The organism is Nocardia neocaledoniensis (genome assembly GCF_003182135.1).
Taxonomy (GTDB): Bacteria; Actinomycetota; Actinomycetes; order Mycobacteriales; family Mycobacteriaceae; genus Nocardia; species Nocardia neocaledoniensis.
The window spans coordinates 40,508-57,195 of the sequence record NZ_QGTL01000015.1 but is presented as its reverse complement, the minus strand read 5'-3'; the positions used below and the strand labels follow the sequence as shown (position 1 = coordinate 57,195).

General features: G+C 70.9%; 17 protein-coding genes. 11 read left to right on the top strand and 6 right to left on the bottom strand.

Translation table 11 applies throughout. The features are described 5' to 3' along the window. Nucleotides 1-96 precede the first annotated feature (96 nt). Nucleotides 97-714 carry a TetR/AcrR family transcriptional regulator gene (locus DFR69_RS29545; RefSeq protein WP_110040951.1) on the bottom strand — a complete coding sequence of 206 codons (618 nt, stop codon included), beginning with the start codon at nt 712-714 and terminating at the stop codon, nt 97-99. A 97-nt stretch (nt 715-811) separates the two neighbouring features. Here DFR69_RS29545 and DFR69_RS29540 point away from each other — a divergent pair, with 97 nt between their 5' ends. Further along, nucleotides 812-1,207, top strand: coding sequence for a nuclear transport factor 2 family protein (locus DFR69_RS29540; protein ID WP_110040950.1), 396 nt, complete (start codon nt 812-814; stop codon nt 1,205-1,207). 10 nt (nt 1,208-1,217) lie between these two features. Here DFR69_RS29540 and DFR69_RS29535 read toward each other — a convergent pair whose 3' ends face one another. Continuing rightward, the gene (locus DFR69_RS29535) at nt 1,218-1,679 is read right to left on the bottom strand and encodes a VOC family protein (RefSeq protein ID WP_110040949.1); all 462 of its coding nucleotides are present in this window, start codon (nt 1,677-1,679) and stop codon (nt 1,218-1,220) included. Beyond that, nucleotides 1,676-2,509, bottom strand: a complete 834-nt coding sequence (locus tag DFR69_RS29530; protein WP_110040948.1) for an alpha/beta fold hydrolase — start codon at nt 2,507-2,509, stop codon at nt 1,676-1,678. Before DFR69_RS29530 ends, DFR69_RS29535 begins: the two co-directional genes overlap by 4 nt. A 167-nt stretch (nt 2,510-2,676) precedes the next feature. On the opposite strand from DFR69_RS29530, the gene DFR69_RS29525 reads away from it, so the two are divergent. The 4 genes from DFR69_RS29525 to DFR69_RS29510 all read left to right on the top strand — a co-directional run bounded on the left by DFR69_RS29525 (nt 2,677) and on the right by DFR69_RS29510 (nt 6,647). Further along, nucleotides 2,677-3,087, top strand: coding sequence for a hypothetical protein (locus DFR69_RS29525; RefSeq protein WP_110040947.1), 411 nt, complete (start codon nt 2,677-2,679; stop codon nt 3,085-3,087). Between the two features lie 350 nt (nt 3,088-3,437). Beyond that, nucleotides 3,438-4,922: an ATP-binding protein gene (locus DFR69_RS29520; RefSeq protein WP_110040946.1), complete on the top strand. Its 1,485-nt coding sequence runs from the start codon at nt 3,438-3,440 to the stop codon at nt 4,920-4,922. Further along, nucleotides 4,919-5,341 carry a roadblock/LC7 domain-containing protein gene (locus tag DFR69_RS29515; RefSeq protein ID WP_110040945.1) on the top strand — a complete coding sequence of 141 codons (423 nt, stop codon included), beginning with the start codon at nt 4,919-4,921 and terminating at the stop codon, nt 5,339-5,341. Before DFR69_RS29520 ends, DFR69_RS29515 begins: the two co-directional genes overlap by 4 nt. Nucleotides 5,342-5,429: 88 nt before the next feature. Next, nucleotides 5,430-6,647, top strand: a complete 1,218-nt coding sequence (locus tag DFR69_RS29510) for a cytochrome P450 (RefSeq protein ID WP_110041058.1) — start codon at nt 5,430-5,432, stop codon at nt 6,645-6,647. 46 nt (nt 6,648-6,693) lie between these two features. Here DFR69_RS29510 and DFR69_RS29505 read toward each other — a convergent pair whose 3' ends face one another. Together DFR69_RS29505 and DFR69_RS29500 are read right to left on the bottom strand one after the other, a co-directional pair. Then, entirely contained in the window at nt 6,694-7,929 is a 1,236-nt protein-coding gene (locus tag DFR69_RS29505) for a cytochrome P450 family protein (protein ID WP_110040944.1), read from the bottom strand. A 182-nt stretch (nt 7,930-8,111) separates the two neighbouring features. Next, the gene (locus DFR69_RS29500) at nt 8,112-8,543 is read right to left on the bottom strand and encodes a DUF779 domain-containing protein (RefSeq protein WP_110040943.1); all 432 of its coding nucleotides are present in this window, start codon (nt 8,541-8,543) and stop codon (nt 8,112-8,114) included. A gap of 123 nt (nt 8,544-8,666) precedes the next feature. On the opposite strand from DFR69_RS29500, the gene DFR69_RS29495 reads away from it, so the two are divergent. The 6 genes from DFR69_RS29495 (at nt 8,667) to DFR69_RS29470 (ending at nt 15,978) form a co-directional block, all read left to right on the top strand. Continuing rightward, on the top strand, nt 8,667-9,671 hold the full coding sequence (locus DFR69_RS29495) for an LLM class flavin-dependent oxidoreductase (protein ID WP_110040942.1): 1,005 nt from the start codon (nt 8,667-8,669) through the stop codon (nt 9,669-9,671). Between the two features lie 393 nt (nt 9,672-10,064). After that, nucleotides 10,065-11,114 carry a 3-oxoacyl-ACP synthase III family protein gene (locus DFR69_RS29490; RefSeq protein WP_110040941.1) on the top strand — a complete coding sequence of 350 codons (1,050 nt, stop codon included), beginning with the start codon at nt 10,065-10,067 and terminating at the stop codon, nt 11,112-11,114. Nucleotides 11,115-11,123: 9 nt separating this feature from the next. Beyond that, complete coding sequence (locus tag DFR69_RS29485) at nt 11,124-12,029, top strand: beta-ketoacyl-[acyl-carrier-protein] synthase family protein (RefSeq protein WP_110040940.1); 906 nt, start codon at nt 11,124-11,126, stop codon at nt 12,027-12,029. Further along, nucleotides 12,026-13,687, top strand: a complete 1,662-nt coding sequence (locus tag DFR69_RS29480) for a fatty acid CoA ligase family protein (RefSeq protein WP_110040939.1) — start codon at nt 12,026-12,028, stop codon at nt 13,685-13,687. The genes DFR69_RS29485 and DFR69_RS29480 overlap by 4 nt, the downstream gene beginning before the upstream one ends. Then, nucleotides 13,684-14,727: an NAD-dependent epimerase/dehydratase family protein gene (locus DFR69_RS29475; RefSeq protein ID WP_110040938.1), complete on the top strand. Its 1,044-nt coding sequence runs from the start codon at nt 13,684-13,686 to the stop codon at nt 14,725-14,727. Before DFR69_RS29480 ends, DFR69_RS29475 begins: the two co-directional genes overlap by 4 nt. A gap of 27 nt (nt 14,728-14,754) precedes the next feature. Then, nucleotides 14,755-15,978, top strand: coding sequence for a peptide synthetase (locus tag DFR69_RS29470; RefSeq protein ID WP_110040937.1), 1,224 nt, complete (start codon nt 14,755-14,757; stop codon nt 15,976-15,978). Here the strand turns inward: DFR69_RS29470 and DFR69_RS29465 are convergent. After that, on the bottom strand, nt 15,925-16,665 hold the full coding sequence (locus DFR69_RS29465) for an HAD family hydrolase (RefSeq protein WP_110041057.1): 741 nt from the start codon (nt 16,663-16,665) through the stop codon (nt 15,925-15,927). The two genes, DFR69_RS29470 and DFR69_RS29465, sit on opposite strands and share 54 nt — an antisense overlap. Between the last annotated feature and the right edge of the window lie 23 nt (nt 16,666-16,688).

The window sequence follows — 16,688 nt, the reverse complement described above, 5'->3', positions numbered from 1 at the left end:
CGGCCGAGCACTTCACAGACTGCGTACCGGCACTGTATCAACCGATTTCGCCGCCACCCGGGATTCGGCGGCCGGGGCCTCAGCGTGCCGGAACGCTCAGTGGTCGTCGTGATCCGGCAGCGCGAGGCCGGAGATCAGCTGTTCGACGACCGCGCGCGCCGCGGTCGTGTCGGCGGGTGCGTCGGTGGCGGCGAGGAACTGGGCCGCCTCGTCGAGCGCGCCGACGAGGATCAGGGCCAGCGGCCGCACCGGCTGCCGCCGGACCCGGCCCGCGGCCATGGCGCCGGCCAGCGCGTTCTCCACCAGGCCGATGGTGTGGCGCAGCTCGATCTCGCGCCACCGGCTCCAGCCGAGTACCGCGGGCGCGTCCAGCAGCGCGATCCGTCGCACGTCCGGCGCGGTGGAGGCCTCGAGCCAGGCCAGGCAGCCGACGATCAGGCTCGCGATCGGATCGGGGGCGCGCGCCGCGGCGACCGCGGTGGCGATGACCTCCACCAGATCGCGTTCGAGGTCCTCGAACACCGCCTCGAACAGGTCGCGCTTCTCGCTGAACTGGTGGTAGAGCGCGCCGCGGCTCACCCCGGCGGCCTCGGCGACCGCGATCGTGCTCACCGCGCCGTACCCGTGGCGCCCGAACAGGTCTCGTCCCGCGCGGATGACGGCGGTACGGGTCGAGGCCGAGCGTTCGGCTTGGGTGCGGCGGTCTGGGGTCATGGCGACGTAGAAGTCTAGGCCAGGACCGCCTTGACCGCCGTGCGCGCGTCCGGGAACATTCAGTCATCCTGTTTGTATCTTGGAAGGGGCTCCGGCCATGTCCGACGCCACCAAAGATCTCTTCGAGCGCTACCACGCCTGCTGGGCCGACCGCGACCCCGACCGCATCGTCGAATTGCACACGCCCGATTCGATTTTCCATCTGCACTCCGGCGGCAAGCCCGCGCGGGGGCGAGAGGAGATCCGCACCGCCGCCGCGGAGACCTTCGCCCTGGTCCCCGACCTGACCTTCACCCAGGTGAGCCTGCGGGTCGGCGACGATTTCTGGGTGGTGCAGTGGACGCTGTCGGGCACGTCGGTGACCGGCGGCGCGGTCGACGTGGACATCGCCGACGTGGTGTTCGTGGAGAACGGCGCGGTGCGCGAGAAGCACACCTACGTCGACGGCGTCGCGATGCAGGCCGCGCTGGCCGTGCCCGCCGAAACCGCCTGAGCCGCACCGGCTAATCCAGGCAGAACTCGTTGCCCTCGGGGTCGGCCATGACGATGTGGCCGAACCCGAGCGGCGGCTCCGGCTCGAATCGCGCGAGCCGGGTGGCGCCGAGGGCGAGCAGCCGCGCGGACTCGGCTTCCAGCGCCGCCATCCGCTCCTCGCCCTGGAGTCCCGGCGCGACGCGCACGTCGAGGTGGACACGATTCTTGGCGGTCTTGCCCTCGGGCACCTGCTGGAAGAACACCCGTGGGCCCTCGCCCGCGGGATCCTCGATGGCCGAGCGGGTGTTGCGCTGCTCCTCGGGCACGCCGGCGCGGGCGAGGAACTCGTCCCAGGCCGCCAGCGGATCGGCGCCGGCGGGCAACTCGACCCCGGGCGGGGCCGGGTGCTCGTATCCCAGCACGTCGCGCCAGAAGGTCGACAGGGCGCGGGGGTCGGCGGCGTCGACGGTGATCTGCACAGTGCGGCTCATCGGATTCCTCCGTTCGCGTAGTCGATCGCGGAAACTATGGCGGCGGTGACCGTTTCGGGCGCCTCGACCATCACGAGGTGTCCCGCGTCGGCGACCTCGACGTCACGCACCGGGCGCAGGGTCGCGTTCAGCGCGGCGCCCGCCCGCGCGGAGAGCACCTTGTTGCGCAGTCCCCAGATGGTGGTGACGGGCGGGAAATCGGCGGGTGGGGTGAAGGAATCGAGCTCGGCGAGGCGGGGGATCTCCCGGGAGGTCGCGGCGGTGACCATCAGGCGCCGCGGCTCGGTCCACCGCTCGCGCAGGTGCGCGACGGTCTCCCGCGTGTGCGCGCCGCCCACGCCGAGTTGCTCGGCCACGATCAGGCCGGCCAGCGGGCCGGGTACGCGCACCTTGGCGAGGAGCCGGTCCAGCTGGACGTGCCGACCGAGCACCGCCGCCCAGCCCGTGTGGGTCGGGCTCAGCGTCGCCGGGGTGAGCGGGCTGCTGAGCACCAGTGACCGCACCAGTTCCGGATGACGACGGGCGAACAGCAGGGCCAGCGCGCTGCCGAAACAGTGCCCGACCAGGGTGAAGTCGCGCAGGCCCTTCGCCGCGACGAAGGCGTCGAGGACCGCGAGGTGCTTCGTCAGGGTGTAGCCGGTGTCGGGGGTATCGGACTCGCCGTAGCCGAGCAGGTCGATCGAGATCACCTGGTGCGCGTACCGCAGATCGTCGATCTGCGCCCGCCAGATGGTGCGATCGCCGCCGAGATTGTGCAGGAAGACGATCGGTGGTCCGAAGCCCTCCTCGTCATAGGCGATGGAGGTGCCGTCCACGTCGAGAAATGGCATCGCCGATGCCCCCTTCCAGGGCACGCACGCCGTCGTGCGCGTCTGCCTCGACGCTAGCCGAACAGGGCCCGGCTTTCCGGCCGATTCGCCTGATCATCGCTGTTTCGACACGGGCGGGCCGGGCATCCGAACGATGCAGACCCGCGCACCACGATCAGGGAGGTCGCATGACCAACCACGCAGCGGGCGATCCGTTCCGACGCCATCGCCTCGCTCTCGCCCTCGCCGCCGTCGCCCTCGGGCTCACCGCGTGCGGCACCAGTACCGAACCGGTGGACCCCGCCGCACCGACGCCCAGCGACAAGCCCGAGGTCAGCCCGGCGGCCGCGACGGATCTGTGCGACATGCTGCGCGCGGAGATCGGCAACTGGCAGCAACAGGGACCGACCGTCGCCCGGGTGTCCTACAACGGCACCGTGCACAACTGGGCACTGCGCCACGGCGCGGTCAACGTCGCGCTCACCCGCAACCGGGCCGTGCTCGACACCGTGACCGGCGAGCAGTGCCCCGACGTGCGCGATCAGGTGATCGCCGCACTCGACACCCCCGATCTCGCCACCGGCCTGCTCGGCTACTGAGGCGCGGATCGGGCGGAGGTGGTGCGGCGAACAAGTCTGCGGGGCCCATCCGCCGCACCACCGCCACGAACACTACCAATAATGTTGCCCCGCACCATAATTCGCGTGTAGTGCGAATATCGCCAGCTCCCGACACATTTCGAGACGGTAACGAAGCACTGGTACGGTGTCCGGGATCGCCGACAAGCGCAGGTAGGTGAGCACGGACAGGACCGGGCTCGCACACGTTCGCGTCGAATGGTGCAGCGGTACAACCACTTCGGCCGGACAACAGCGGCGAGACGGCTCGCCGGAAGGACCGGCGGGGTACCGGCCACCTGGATCTTCGGTCGGTGACGGCAAAGGAACCGATGACTCCGACACTCGCGGTCCTCCTGTTCGGTATCGCCACTCTGGTTCTGCTCGGCGCGGTGAGCGTCGCGGTGCTGGCGCTACGCAACGAACGCCGGGTCCGCGCCCGGCTCGACGTGGCCGAACGCGAACTCTTCGCCCACGAGGAGGCGATGACCCGGCTCGTCGAGCTCACCCTGCCGCGTATCTCCGACGCGGTGAGCCGCGACGTGGAACCGGTGGTGACCGCGGAAGTGCCCGCCCCGCTGCAGGGTTCGCCGTTCGCGCAGAAGCTCGCCAGGATCGCCGCCGCGCACGCCGAGGACCTGTACCGGTTGCGCCACGACACCGCCGCCGAGGTCGAGCGGGTCGCCGAGGAGCGCGCCGTGGCGCGGATCGAGGACGCCGAGAACGCGGCGCGCGCCCAGGTCGCCGCCGACGCCCGCGCGGCCACCAGCAGCGCGGTGCGCGCGTTCGGCACCACCGTCGTCAGCCTCGGCGCCGATGTCGGCCAGGTGGTCAGCAACGCGCTGCGGGAGAACCGCAACGACGAGGTCTACGCGGTGCTGAGCCGCATCGATCACACGGTGCAGCAGATGATCCGGCAGGCCCAGTCCTACGTGATCGTCTCCGGTGGCCTGCCGGGCAGGCGCTGGCCGCAGCAGACCGTCACCGAGGTGATCGGCGGCGCGACCAGCCGCGTACGCGACTACCTGCGCGTGCGGACGGGCAGCTGTGACCAGGTCATCGTCAGCCGGGCCGTGGAGCCCCTCGTGCACACCGTGGCCACCCTGCTCGACAACGCGCTGCGGTATTCGCCGCCCTCGTCGTTCGTCGACATCAGCTTCCAGGAGGGCCATCACGGCGTCACGTTGATCATCGACGACGCGGGCGTGCGGATGAGTCAGGAGCAGATGGAGGAAGCGCGCCAGGTGCTTTCGGGTGAGCGGGTCGTCGACATCAACTCCCTCGGCCCCTCGCCCCGCGTCGGCTTCCCCGGCGTCGCCGCGCTGGCCCGCCGCTACGGCTTCGCCGCCTACGTCGACGGCCCCAACATCTACGGCGGCACCCGCGCGATGGTCTTCATCCCGGCGGCGCTGCTGGTGAGTGCGGCCGAACTGCGCCGCCCCGAACTCGAGCAGCCCGAACCGGGCGCACCGGAACCCGCGGCGCCCGAGCCCGTGACGCCGGAGCCCGTGACGCCGGAGCCCGCCGCACCGGAACCCGCGCCGGAACCCGTCGCGGTGGCGCTGCCCGAACCGGAGACCACCGGACGGCACCGGCCACCGGCCGAGGCGCCCGTCACCGAGACCTCGATCGGCGACTACGCCAGGACCACCGGCGGGCTGCCCAAGCGGCGGCGCCGCGGCGTCACCCCGCTCGACGAACGCACCGATACCGCGGAGAACCCCGGCAGGCCGGAACTGGCCGCCGCCTGGCACAGCGGTTCCCGGCTCGGCCGCGCCGCGGCCGAGCAATCGACGGAAGGACAGGACATCCGATGAGCACCCCGATCGCCGACAGCACCAACCGCCTCGCCTGGCTACTCGACGGTCTCGAGCTCGACGGCGTCCGCTTCTCGGTCCTGCTCTCCGACGACGGGTTACGCATGGCCCACTCCCCCGGCATCACCCGCGACGAGGCCGAGCGTTTCGCCGCCGCGGCCTCCGGCCTGCGATCGCTGGGCAAGGCGCTCGGCGAGTTCTGTGGTCCGGCGGGAAACCCGGTGCGCCAGAACATGACCGAGTACGACAACGGCATGATCCTGATCACCTCGGCCGGCGCGGGCGCGCAGCTCGGCGTCGCCACCATCAGCGAGGTCGACCTCGCGCTGGTCGCACACCGGATGAACGAACTGGCCACCCGGGTCGGGCGGGAACTGGGCGTGGCGCCGCGGCACGAAGGCGCGCGCCATGACTCCTGATCACGCAGCCCCCGCCCTGGTTCCCTCGAGAGGAGAACACGCCGTGCCGCTGGAAGCCGCGCCGCACCCCGATCCCACCCGCTTCCCGATCACCCCGGATTCGCGCGACGGCCAGGACCGGGTCCCGCTGTACTCCGAGGAGTTCGCCGCCGATCCGCAGGGCGCCTACCGGGCGATGCGCGACCGCTGGGGTTCGCTGGTACCCGTCGACCTGGTGCCCGGTGTCCCCGCCACCCTGGTGATCGGGTACCGGACCGCGGTGCAGATCCTCAACGATCCCGACCACTTCCCCGCCGACCCGAGGATGTGGCAGCGCAGCATCCCGGTGGACTGCCCCGTCTATCCGATGATGCGCTACCGCCCCAACGCGATCCGGACCAGCGGCGCCGAGCACGTACGCTACCGCCAGGCCACGGTCGCCGGGCTGGCCGGCGTCGACCTGTACCGGCTGCACCGCACGGTGGAACAGATCGCCATGCCCGTGATCAACGGGTTCTGCACCGACGGTTCGGCGGACCTGTTGAGCCAGTACGCCTATCCGGTGATCTTCGCGACGATCAACGCGATGCTCGGTGTGCCCGACGATCTCGGCGGCGACATCGCCACCGGCATGGCGCAGATGTTCGAGGGCGGCGAGACCGCGGTGCGCGGCGCGCAGATGATGGAGAACGCGCTCTACGACGTGATCCGGCTCAAACAACGCGAGCCGGGCGACGACATCGCCACCCGCCTGGTGCAGCACCCCCAGCAGCTCAACGACGAGGAGCTGATGAACCAGCTGCTCACCATGTACGGCGCCGGGATCGAGCCGATGCTCAACCTGATCCTCAACACGATCCGGCTGATGCTCACCGACCATCGCTTCGCGGGCAGCCTGCTCGGCGGCAGCCTGTCCACCCGTGACGCGCTCGACGAGGTGCTCTACACCGACCCGCCGATGGCCAACTTCTGCACCACCTACCCGCGTCAGCCGATCCTGGTCGACGACGTGTGGCTGCCCGCCCACCAACCGGTGGTGATCAGTATGGCCGCGTGCAACAACGATCCCTCGATCGGCACCGGCGACTTCCTGGACAACCGCGCCCATCTGGCCTGGAGCACCGGCCCGCACGGCTGCCCGGCGAAGTCGCCCGCCTATCTGATCGCCCAGGAGGCGATCGACCAGCTGCTCGACGCGCTGCCCGAACTGGAACTGGCGGTGCCCGAGGGCGAATTGGTCTGGCGCCCAGGGCCGTTCCACCGCGCGCTGGCCGGGTTGCCGGTGCGGTTCCCGAAGACGCCGCCGCTGGCGACACCCGCGGGCTGACCGCGGTCCCCGCTCGGCCAACCCGGCCGAGCGGGGACCGTTCGCGCTATTCGCCGTGCAGGTGCACCGGCAGGCGGGCGTGCCCGTTGGAGATGAAGCTGGGCACGGTGCCCAGTTCGGTGACCGGCGCCGCGAAGCGCATGTCCGGGAACCGCTCGAACAGCGCGGGCAGCGAGACCAGCGCCTCGAGCCGGGCCAGCGGCGCGCCGAGGCAGTGGTGGGCGCCGTAGCCGAACGCCTGGTGCGACTTGTCGGCCCGCGTCGGATCGAACTCGTCGGCGGTCGCGCCGTGCCGGGCGGGATCGCGCCCGGTCCCGGCGTAGCTGGCCAGGATGGCCTCGCCCTGCGCGATGCGCACACCGTCGATCTCGATGTCGGACACCGCGAAACGCAGCGGCAGGTGCGCCACCGGGGACTCGTACCGGAGGGTCTCCTCCACCAGATCCGCCCAGGTGATCTCGCCGCCGCGCACCTTCGCCAGCACCTCGGGCCGGGTCAGCAGGGCGGTGATGGCCTGGTCGAGCAGGTTGACCGTGGTCTCGTGGCCCGCCGAGATGACCAGCAGCAGGGTGCCGATCAGCTCCTCCTCGGTGAGCTTGCCGTCCTCGTCCTCGTCGCGCTGGGAGACGAGCAGACTGGTCATGTCGTCACCGGGCTGCTCGCGGCGCAGCGCCACGAGTTCGCCGAGGATCCGGTACATCTCCATGTAGTTGGCCTGCGACTGCTCCGGGGTGAGCGTGGTGTCGAAGATGCCGTCGACACAGGTGCGCAGGCCGGGGCCGAGCGATTCCGGCACTCCCATCAGTTCCGAGATCACCTGGATCGGCAGCGGGTACGCGAAACCCTCACGCAGATCGACGGTTTCGCCCGCGGGCGTGGCCGCCAGCGCGTCCAGCAGCTCGGTGGTGATCCGCTCGACCTGGGCGCGCATGGCCTCGGTGCGGCGCGCGGTGAACGCGGGCGCGACCAGCCGGCGCAGGCGGCGGTGCTCGGAACCGTAGGCGGTGAACATGTTCGACACCGCGACCCACAGGTACAGCGGCCAGTCCGGCGGGATCTCCCCCGCGACGAACGCGGGCCAGTGCTGGGAGGCGTCCTTGGACACGCGCGAGTCGATGAGCAGCTTCTCCAGCAACGCGGCGTCGGTGATCGACCACGCCTCCACCCCACCGGGCAACTCCACCCTGGTGGCGGGGCCCTGCGCGCGGATGCGCCTGAGCTCACCCTGGATGTCTTCCCCCGTCGGATCGATTACCAACCGATTCGCTACCGATTCCACCATGAAACCTCTCGATCACCGGTGTTCCCACCGATCCCAGTGCAGGCGATCGCATCGAAACATCTTGCAATACCGAATCTTCCGATTCGGTTAGCGATGCTACCGGTCACCCTGCGCCGTCGCAGCGAGTCGGGCCGAACGCCGAGACCGACCAGTCCGGACCTCGGCGGATCACCTCGGCAGATCTAGGAGGCCTCCTCGACGAGGGCGTTCGCGTCCTCGGCGGATTGGATCCGCAGCGCGAACCGGAAGCCGCACGCGGTGTCGAGCGAGGCGGTGCTCCGGTCGGCGGCGGGGACTGTACGCACATCGATGCTGACGTCGAGGTCGTCGAGGCCGGCGTGGAAGCTCTCCGCCATCCAGAACTCGGCGTGCGCCGCGGTGCGCCCGGCCAGCACGTCATCGGATTCGGGCTCGAAGTCGCTGTGGCGCACGCAGATCGGGGTGTGGCCGTCGGAGTCTGGCGGCAGGTAGAGCACGACGGGGCCGTGCATCTCGGTCAGCAGCCGCAGCAGCCTGCCCGCGTCGTCGGTGGTGGCCACCGCTCGATGGCGGTGGGCCGGGTTGCGGATGTGCGGCGGGCGTTCGCGGTGTGCGGACCCGGCGTGGTTCGGCATGGTGCGCTCCTTGCAGATCGTCGACTGGTCGTGTTCGCCAGACACTATGGGTGGACAAGGTTGGTCCAAGGTTGGTCCAGGGTTGGTGCGGAATCCTGCGGCGTCCGCGGTGTTGGTACGGATATGACCCCGACACCGGCTTCGGTCCGCTTCTCGATCCTGGATCGCTCGCGCGTACGGCGTGGGCAGTCCGCTGCCGACGCGCTGCGCGAGACCGTCGATTTCGCGATTCTCGCGCAGCGGTGGGGATTTCACCGATTCTGGGTCGCCGAGCACCATAGCGTGCCCGGGGTCGCCGGGACGAGTCCCACTGTCCTGGCGGCCGCGGTGGCCGCGGCGACCACCCGGATCAGGGTGGGCACCGGCGGGGTGATGCTGCCCAATCACCGGCCGCTGGTCGTCGCCGAGCAGTTCGGCGTGCTCGGCGCGCTCTTCCCCGGCCGCATCGATATGGGCCTCGGCCGCTCGGTGGGTTTCACCGACGGTGTGCGGCGAGCGCTGGCGCACGGGCTCGCCGACGCCGAGGACTTCGACGCGAACCTCGCCGAGCTGCTCGACTATTTCGACGGCGGCCGCGCCGGCGTGCACGCCGAGTCCGCCGAGGGCGCGAAGATCCCGGCCTTTCTCCTGGCGACCGGCGCGGGCGCCGAGCGGGCGGCGCGATTCGGGCTGCCGCTGGTGATCGCGCCCGTCGGCGGCTTGGACACGATGACGCGGGCGATCGAGCGCTACCGGGCCGAGTTCCGGCCGTCCGCGCGGGCCGAGGCGCCCTATGTCGTGGTGTCGGCCTCGATCATGATCGCCGATTCGGCCGAACAGGCCCACCGGCTGCTGCTGCCCGAGGCCTGGGCGAGCGTCCACTCGCGCACGCGCGGCGAATTCCCGGCGCTGATCCCGCCCGGGGACGTCGAGGCGATGCGGATGACGGCGCGCGAACGCGAGCTGTTCACCGAGGCGCTCGGCGGCCAGATCCACGGCACCGAGGACGACGTGGCCGAAGCGGTGGAGGAGGTGATCACCCGGACCGGCGCCGACGAGATCCTGGTCCACACGAGCACTTTCGACCGCACGGCCCGCCGGGAATCGCACGAGCGGCTGGCGCGGCTGGCCGGCCTCACGCCCGGCTGATCATTCACCGCGACGAAATTCTCCTGGATCGTTTGTCTCGCAAAACAACCCGTGCCGAATTCGACAGAAATTCGCGCGATCCCGGTCCCGTGACGTCCCTCACGCCGAAGCCGCCATCCCGGGTACCCCGCGCGGGCGGCCGACTGCGATCCACCTGGTAGCTATGAGATTGCCGCATCGTCACACCACTCAGCAAACCGCCCGTCCACGCCGACATCCCGCGATTAGCTCTGCCGTCCGAATCATGGCACATCGTTGTGAAGACGCACAGAAGTCGCGGTGCGCGAGCGACTTTCACCACAACCGGCGCACTCCTACTCTCCGGTAACGTCCACCGGCATCACCGGTCGCCAGTGACGTCGCCGCGTCCGTCCGACGTTTTCAGGAGTTCACGTGTTGCATTCGCGTTTCGAGTCCCTCGGCGCATATCTTCCGTCGAATATCGTCTCCACCGCGGAATTGATTTCGCGATTGAAAGTTCCGCCCTCGTTCGATCTGGAGAAGATCACCGGGATCAAGGAGCGCCGGTTCCGCGACACCCGCCCCGGCAGCGTCGAGGATTCCTTCGCACTGGCCATGGCCGCGGCGCGGGACTGCCTGTCGCGGTCGCGGTACGGCGCCGCCGAACTGGACGTGATCATCTCCTGTTCGATCACCCGCAGCAATCAGGGCACCCGCATGTACCTGGAGCCCTCCTTCGCCTCGACGATCGCGGGCGCCCTCGGCGCCGAGCACGCGATCACCTTCGACGTGTCCAACGCCTGCGCGGGCATGCTCACCGGCACCTACCTCCTCGACCGGATGATCCGGGACGGTGTGGTCCGCAACGGCATGGTGGTCAGCGGTGAGGCGATCACGCCGATCGCCGAGACCGCCGTCGAGGAGATCTCGGAGAAGTACGACCTGCAGTTCGCGTCGCTGTCGGTGGGCGACTCGGGCTGCGCGGTCGTCCTGGATCAGGCCACCGACGACGCCGACAAGATCCACTACGTCGAATTGTTCACCGCCGCCGAGCATTCGCACCTGTGCCTCGGCATGCCGAGCGACAAATCCGCCGGCATCGCCCTGTACACCGACAACCGCAAGATGCACAACGAGGACCGGTTCCTGCTGTGGCCGGACGCCCAGCGCGACTTCCTCGAAGAGCGCGGGGCCGGCTTCGCCGAGGAGAACTTCGACTACATCATCCACCACCAGTTCGGCGCCGCGGCCGTGCCGTACATCAACGGCGTCGCCGCCCGCGAGTTCGGCACGCCGATGCCGCCGGACCTGAACGTGATCGAGAAGTACGGAAACACCTCGACCACGTCGCATTTCATCGTGCTGCACGATCAGCTCGCCGAGGACAACATCGCGGCGGGTTCGAAACTGCTGATGGTTCCCGCCGCCTCGGGCGTCGTCGCGGGATTCCTGTCCACCACCATCTCTTCGCTGAAGGTCTGAGGTTTCGTCATGGGCGTGTGTATCCGAGCAACCGGCACCGGCGCGGGCGCCGAGAGCAACAGCATCGTCGAGCTCAGCGGTCGTGCCGCGCGAGAAGCCGTGCGGCGGGCCGGTATTCGGCCCGACCAGGTGGGCGTGCTGATCAACACCGGCATCTTCCGCGACGCGAACACCATGGAGCCCGCGGTCGCGGCGCTGATCCAGAAGGCGGCGGGCATCGGGCTCGACTACACCCGGAACGATCGGCGCACCTTCTCCTTCGATCTCATGAACGGCGCGGTGGGTGTGCTCAACGCCGTCCAGGTCGCCGCCTCGGTGCTGCGCGCCGGTGGCACCGAGCACGTGCTGATCGTCGCGGGCGACACCCATCCCTCGCTCACCCGTTCGGCGGCGGATGCCGAATTCCCTTACGCCACGGCGGGTGCCGCGCTGCTGCTCGACCAGGTCGACGGGCAGGAAGGCTTCGGTCCGGTGCACATCACCCGCTCGTCGGGCAGCCCCGCGGAACTGGCCTACGTGGACGTCGCGACCATGGGCACGGTCGGCCGCGGCCTGATGACCGTCGAGCGTGACGACGATTTCGAGGACCGGATCCTGAGCGTCGCCACCGAGGTCGCCCGCACGGCGCTCGACGAAACTCCCGTCGCGGTGGCCGATCTGGCGTTGATCGCGTCGACACCGACACCGCATTTCCCGAAGCGGCTCGCCGACGCGCTCGGCATCGACCAGCACGCGGTGCGCGTCCCCGACCTGACCGACGGTGATCCGCACACCGCCGCGCTGCCGCTGGCCTACGATCGTGCGCTCGCCGAGGGCTCGCTCGCCGGACGCACCCATGTGCTGTTCGTCGCGGCGGGCGCCGGACCGTCGGCGGCCGCCGCGCTCTACCGCCTCCCCGCGGAGCCGCGCGCGTGAGTACCGCGACGTACTGGCAGCCCATCGACGCCTTCCGCCGCTTCGCCGCCGCCGAACCGGACCGCGCCGCGGTGATCTACCCCGACGGCACGACCGCCGCCGGGACGCCGGACTACCGGCGGATCACCTACCGCGAGCTGGATCGCTGGTCGGACACCATCGCCGAGCGGCTCACCGCGGCCGGCGTCGGCAGCGGGACCCGCACGATCGTGCTGGTGCTGCCGAGCCCGGAGCTGTACGCGATCCTGTTCGGGCTGTTGAAGATCGGCGCGGTGCCGGTGGTGATCGACCCGGGCATGGGCGTGCGTCGGATGGTGCACTGCCTGCGCGCCGTCGAGGCCGAGGCGTTCATCGGCATCCCGCAGGCCCACGCCGTGCGGGTGCTGTTCGCGCGCAGCTTCCGTCGGGTGCGCACCACTCTGACCGTCGGGCGGCGCTGGTTCTGGCGCGGCCCGACCCTGGGGGACTGGGGCCGCACGCCCGCGGGCCCGCTGCCGGAGCGGGTGCCCGCCGCCCCCGAGGACCTGCTGATCATTGGCTTCACCACCGGCAGCACCGGCCCGGCCAAGGCGGTCGAGCTGACCCACAGCAACCTCGCCGCGATGGTGGAGCAGGTGCACGCGGCCCGGGGGAACACACCGCCGGACACCTCACTGATCACCCTGCCGCTGGTGGGCGTGCTCGATCTGCTGCTCGGGTCGCGCTGTGTGCTCCCGCCGCTGATCCCGAGCAAGGTCGGGTCCACCGATCCCGCGCAGGTGGTCGACGCGATCCGGACGTTCGGGGTGCGGACCCTGTTCGCCTCGCCCGCCGTCCTCATTCCGCTGCTGGCGCACCTGCGGGCTCACCCGGTCGAGCTGAGTACGGTCGCCAGCGTCTTCTCCGGCGGCGCGCCGGTCCCCGACTGGTGCGTGGCGGGGCTGCGGGAGGTGCTCGGGCCCGAGGCCGAGATCTACGCGGGTTACGGCTCCACCGAAGCGCTGCCCATGTCGACCATCGAATCCCGCGAACTGCTCGACGGTCTGGTCGAGCGGGCCAGGCGGGGCGAGGGAACCTGCATCGGCCGCCCGGCCGACCGGGTGGAGGTGCGGCTGCTCGCCGTCACCGACGACCCGGTCCCCAGCTGGGACGGCGTCGAGAGCCCCCGCGGTCCCGGCGCCGTCGGTGAGATCGTGGTCGCCGGACCGAATGTCAGCACCCGCTACTACTGGCCCGCGTCGGCGAACGCGGCGGGCAAGATCGCCGACGGCGACCGGATCTGGCACCGCACCGGCGATCTCGGCTGGATCGACGAGCAGGGCCGGATCTGGTTCTGCGGGCGCAAGAGTCAGCGCGTGCGCACCGCGCGGGGGCCGATGTTCACCGTGCAGGTCGAGCAGGTGTTCAACGCGGTGGACGGGGTCGCGCGCAGCGCGCTGGTCGGCGTCGGATCGCCCGGCGCGCAGCGACCCGTGCTGTGTGTCGAACTGGAGCCTGGCGCCGACCGCACCGCGACGCTGACCCGGTTGCGCACCCGTGCGACCGAATTCGAGACCGTCGAGCCGATCACGGAGTTCCTGGTGCATCCTCGGTTCCCGGTGGACATCCGGCACAACGCCAAGATCGGGCGCGAGCAGCTCGCCCGCTGGGCGGCGAAACAGGGAGAGGCGAAGCGATGAGGGTGCTGGTCACCGGCGCGTCCGGCTTCCTCGGCGGCGCCATCACGCGCGCCCTGGTCGCCGAGGGGACCCACGAGGTGTCGATCCTGGTGCGGCCCACCAGCGTGCTCGCCGATCTCGGCGCCGCGCGCGAGCGGGTGCGGCTGGTGTACGGCGATCTCGCCGACCCGGCGTCGCTGCGCGATGCCGCCGAGGGCGTCGACGTGGTGATCCACAGTGCGGCGCGGGTCGACGAACGGGGCACCAGGGCCCGCTTCTGGCTCGAGAACGTGCGTGCCACCGAGGAATTGCTCACCGCCGCGCGGCGGGGCGGGGCGAGCCGCTTCGTGTTCGTCTCCAGCCCCAGCGCCCTGATGGACCGCGACGGCGGCGATCAGCTCGACGTCGACGAGTCGCTGCCGTATCCGCGCCGGTATCTCAACCACTACTCCGAGACCAAGGCCGCCGCCGAGCGCGCGGTCCTCGCGGCGAACACCCCGGAGTTCACCACGGTCGCGCTGCGCCCGCGCGCCATCTGGGGCGCGGGCGACCGCTCGGGCCCCATCGTGCGGCTGCTGGGCCGGACGGCGGCGGGCCGACTGCCCGACCTGTCGGCGGGGCGGACGGTGCTGGCCTCGCTGTGCCATGTCGACAACATCGTGCGCGCGTGTGAGCTGGCGCTGACCGCGACGACCGTCGGCGGGAAGCCGTACTTCATCGCCGACGCCGAGCGGACCGACGTCTGGGGTTTCCTCGGCGAGGTCGCCACCCGGCTCGGGTACCAGCCGCCCACCCGGCGGCCGAATCCGCGCGTGCTCGCCGCCGTGGTCGCCGCGATCGAGACGGTGTGGCGGATTCCGGCCGTGGCGACGCGCTGGTCACCGCCGCTGTCGCGCTACGCCGTCGCCCTGATGACCCGCAGCGCCACCTACGACACGGCCGCCGCGCGGCGCGATCTCGGCTACACGCCGGCGACCGACCGCGACACCGGGCTCGCCGAATTCCTGACCTGGCTCGAGGCGAGCGGGGGCGTCGAGTCGCTCACCGCGGGCCTGCGGTAGTCACCGACCGATCATCCGGAGGCAAACATGAACGGCGGCAGCGTCTTCCGTCGACCGATCTCGACCACCGAGCGCATGTACTTCCCCATGCGGGACCTCGCGCCGCCCTTTCTCATGCAGCTGGTGATTCCCGGCGAGGGGGAGATCGACCCGGAGCGGTTGCGCCGGGCGGTGGCCACCGCGGCGGCAGTCACCCCGGGCGCCCGGCTGGTGCGGCGCGGTACGGACTGGGTCGACAGCGGCATCGCGCCCGCGGTCCGGGTGGTGCCGGGACACGTCCTGTGGGCGCCGGAACTCGAGACCGATCCCGTGCTCACCAGCCCGATCGGTCCCACCGCGGAGGCCACCGTGGAGGTGCTGCTGCTCACGGCGGCACCGGTGACGCTGGTCTTCCGGGTCTTCCACGGTGTGATGGACGGCATGGGCATGGTGCTGTGGGCGACCAATGTCCTGCGCGCCCTGCGCGGGGAGGATCCGGTCCCCCAGCGGGACCCGATCGCCGACCAGGAACTGGTGGGGCGGCTCGGCGCCCCCGGCAAACCGACGCCGATGGTGCCCCGCTACCGCAGCGCGGTCGGCGCGGGCAGGCAGCGGCGGGGCGCGCCCCGGCATCTGTTGCGGCACCGGCAGATCGAGGCGGCCGGACCGGGCGCGCTCGCGCGGGTCTGCGCGCTGCTGGCCGCCGAGACTCCGGGCACCTCGCGGATCATGATGCCGGTCGACCTGCGCAGGCACGATCCCGCGCTGCGCTCGACCGCCAATCTCGCGCTGCCGCTGTTCCTCGATCTGTCCCCCGGCCAGGACTGGACCGAGGTCAAGGACCGCATCAAGGCCGGGCTCGGGGCCGACCTCGAACTGAATCAGCTGGCGAACACCCGGATCACGCTGGTCCCCGACGCGGTCAACCGGGGCATTCTGCACACGACCAACTGGCTGGGCGCGCGCTTCGGCCGGAACCTGGCCTCGGCCACCGTGTCCCACATGGGCCGCAGCGGCGCCGACGAACTCGCGGTGCCCGGCTTCCGGCCCACGGGGTTGTTCGTGTTGCCGCAGCACAGCGTCGCGATGCCGCTGCTGTTCGGGCTCACCGAGTTCGACGGGCACACCGAGCTCACGGTGTCGGCGCGCAACGGCGCCGGGATCCCGGCGCGATTGGAGGCCCTGCTGGACCGGATCACCGCGATGCTGGAATCCGAACTACGCGACGGGAATTCGGTGGCCGGGGAAGGTGCCGGGCAGCTCGGCCAGTGACCCGATGACGTGCACGCCGGGCCGGACGTCGGTCCCGGCCCGCAGATTCGCGCGATCGAGCCAGCAGGCGTGCAGACCGGCGTCGTGGGCACCGAGCGCGTCGACGGTGTACCGGTCGCCGACATAGGCGACCTCGCCCGGATCGAGTTCCAGCAGCGCGCATCCGGCGTGGAAGATGCTCGCCTCCGGCTTCCCCGCGCCGTGCTCCTCGCTGCACACCACCCGGTCCCCGAAATAGGACAGCAGACCGACGGCCTCGAGCTTGCGCCGCTGCGGCGGCACGGCCGCGTTCGAGACGATGCCGAGCCGGAACGCGGGCGCCAGGGTCGCCAGCAGCGGCGCGGCGTCGGGGAAGGCCGCCCAGGCCGCGCGACGGTGCGCGGTGTAGCCGTCGAACCAGGCGATGGCGTCGGCCTCGGGGATGTCGGCGGGGTCGGTGCGCCACACGTGGGACAGGAAGGCGCGCGCCCTGGCCAGCCGCTGGCCGGTGAAGCTCAGCTCGCCGCGAACGAACCGGGGGTATTCGGTCTCGGTGATCCCGCTCCACAGCTCGACCGCGGCGGCGGGGTCGGGGAACCGATCCAGCATCCCGTCCTGGCCCAACTGCGCGAGCAGGCCCGCCGCGTCGGAGGCCGAGTAGTCGAACAACGTGTCGTCGACATCGAACAGCACACCCCGGATCGGCACGGCACACTCCTTCACTTCTGCGC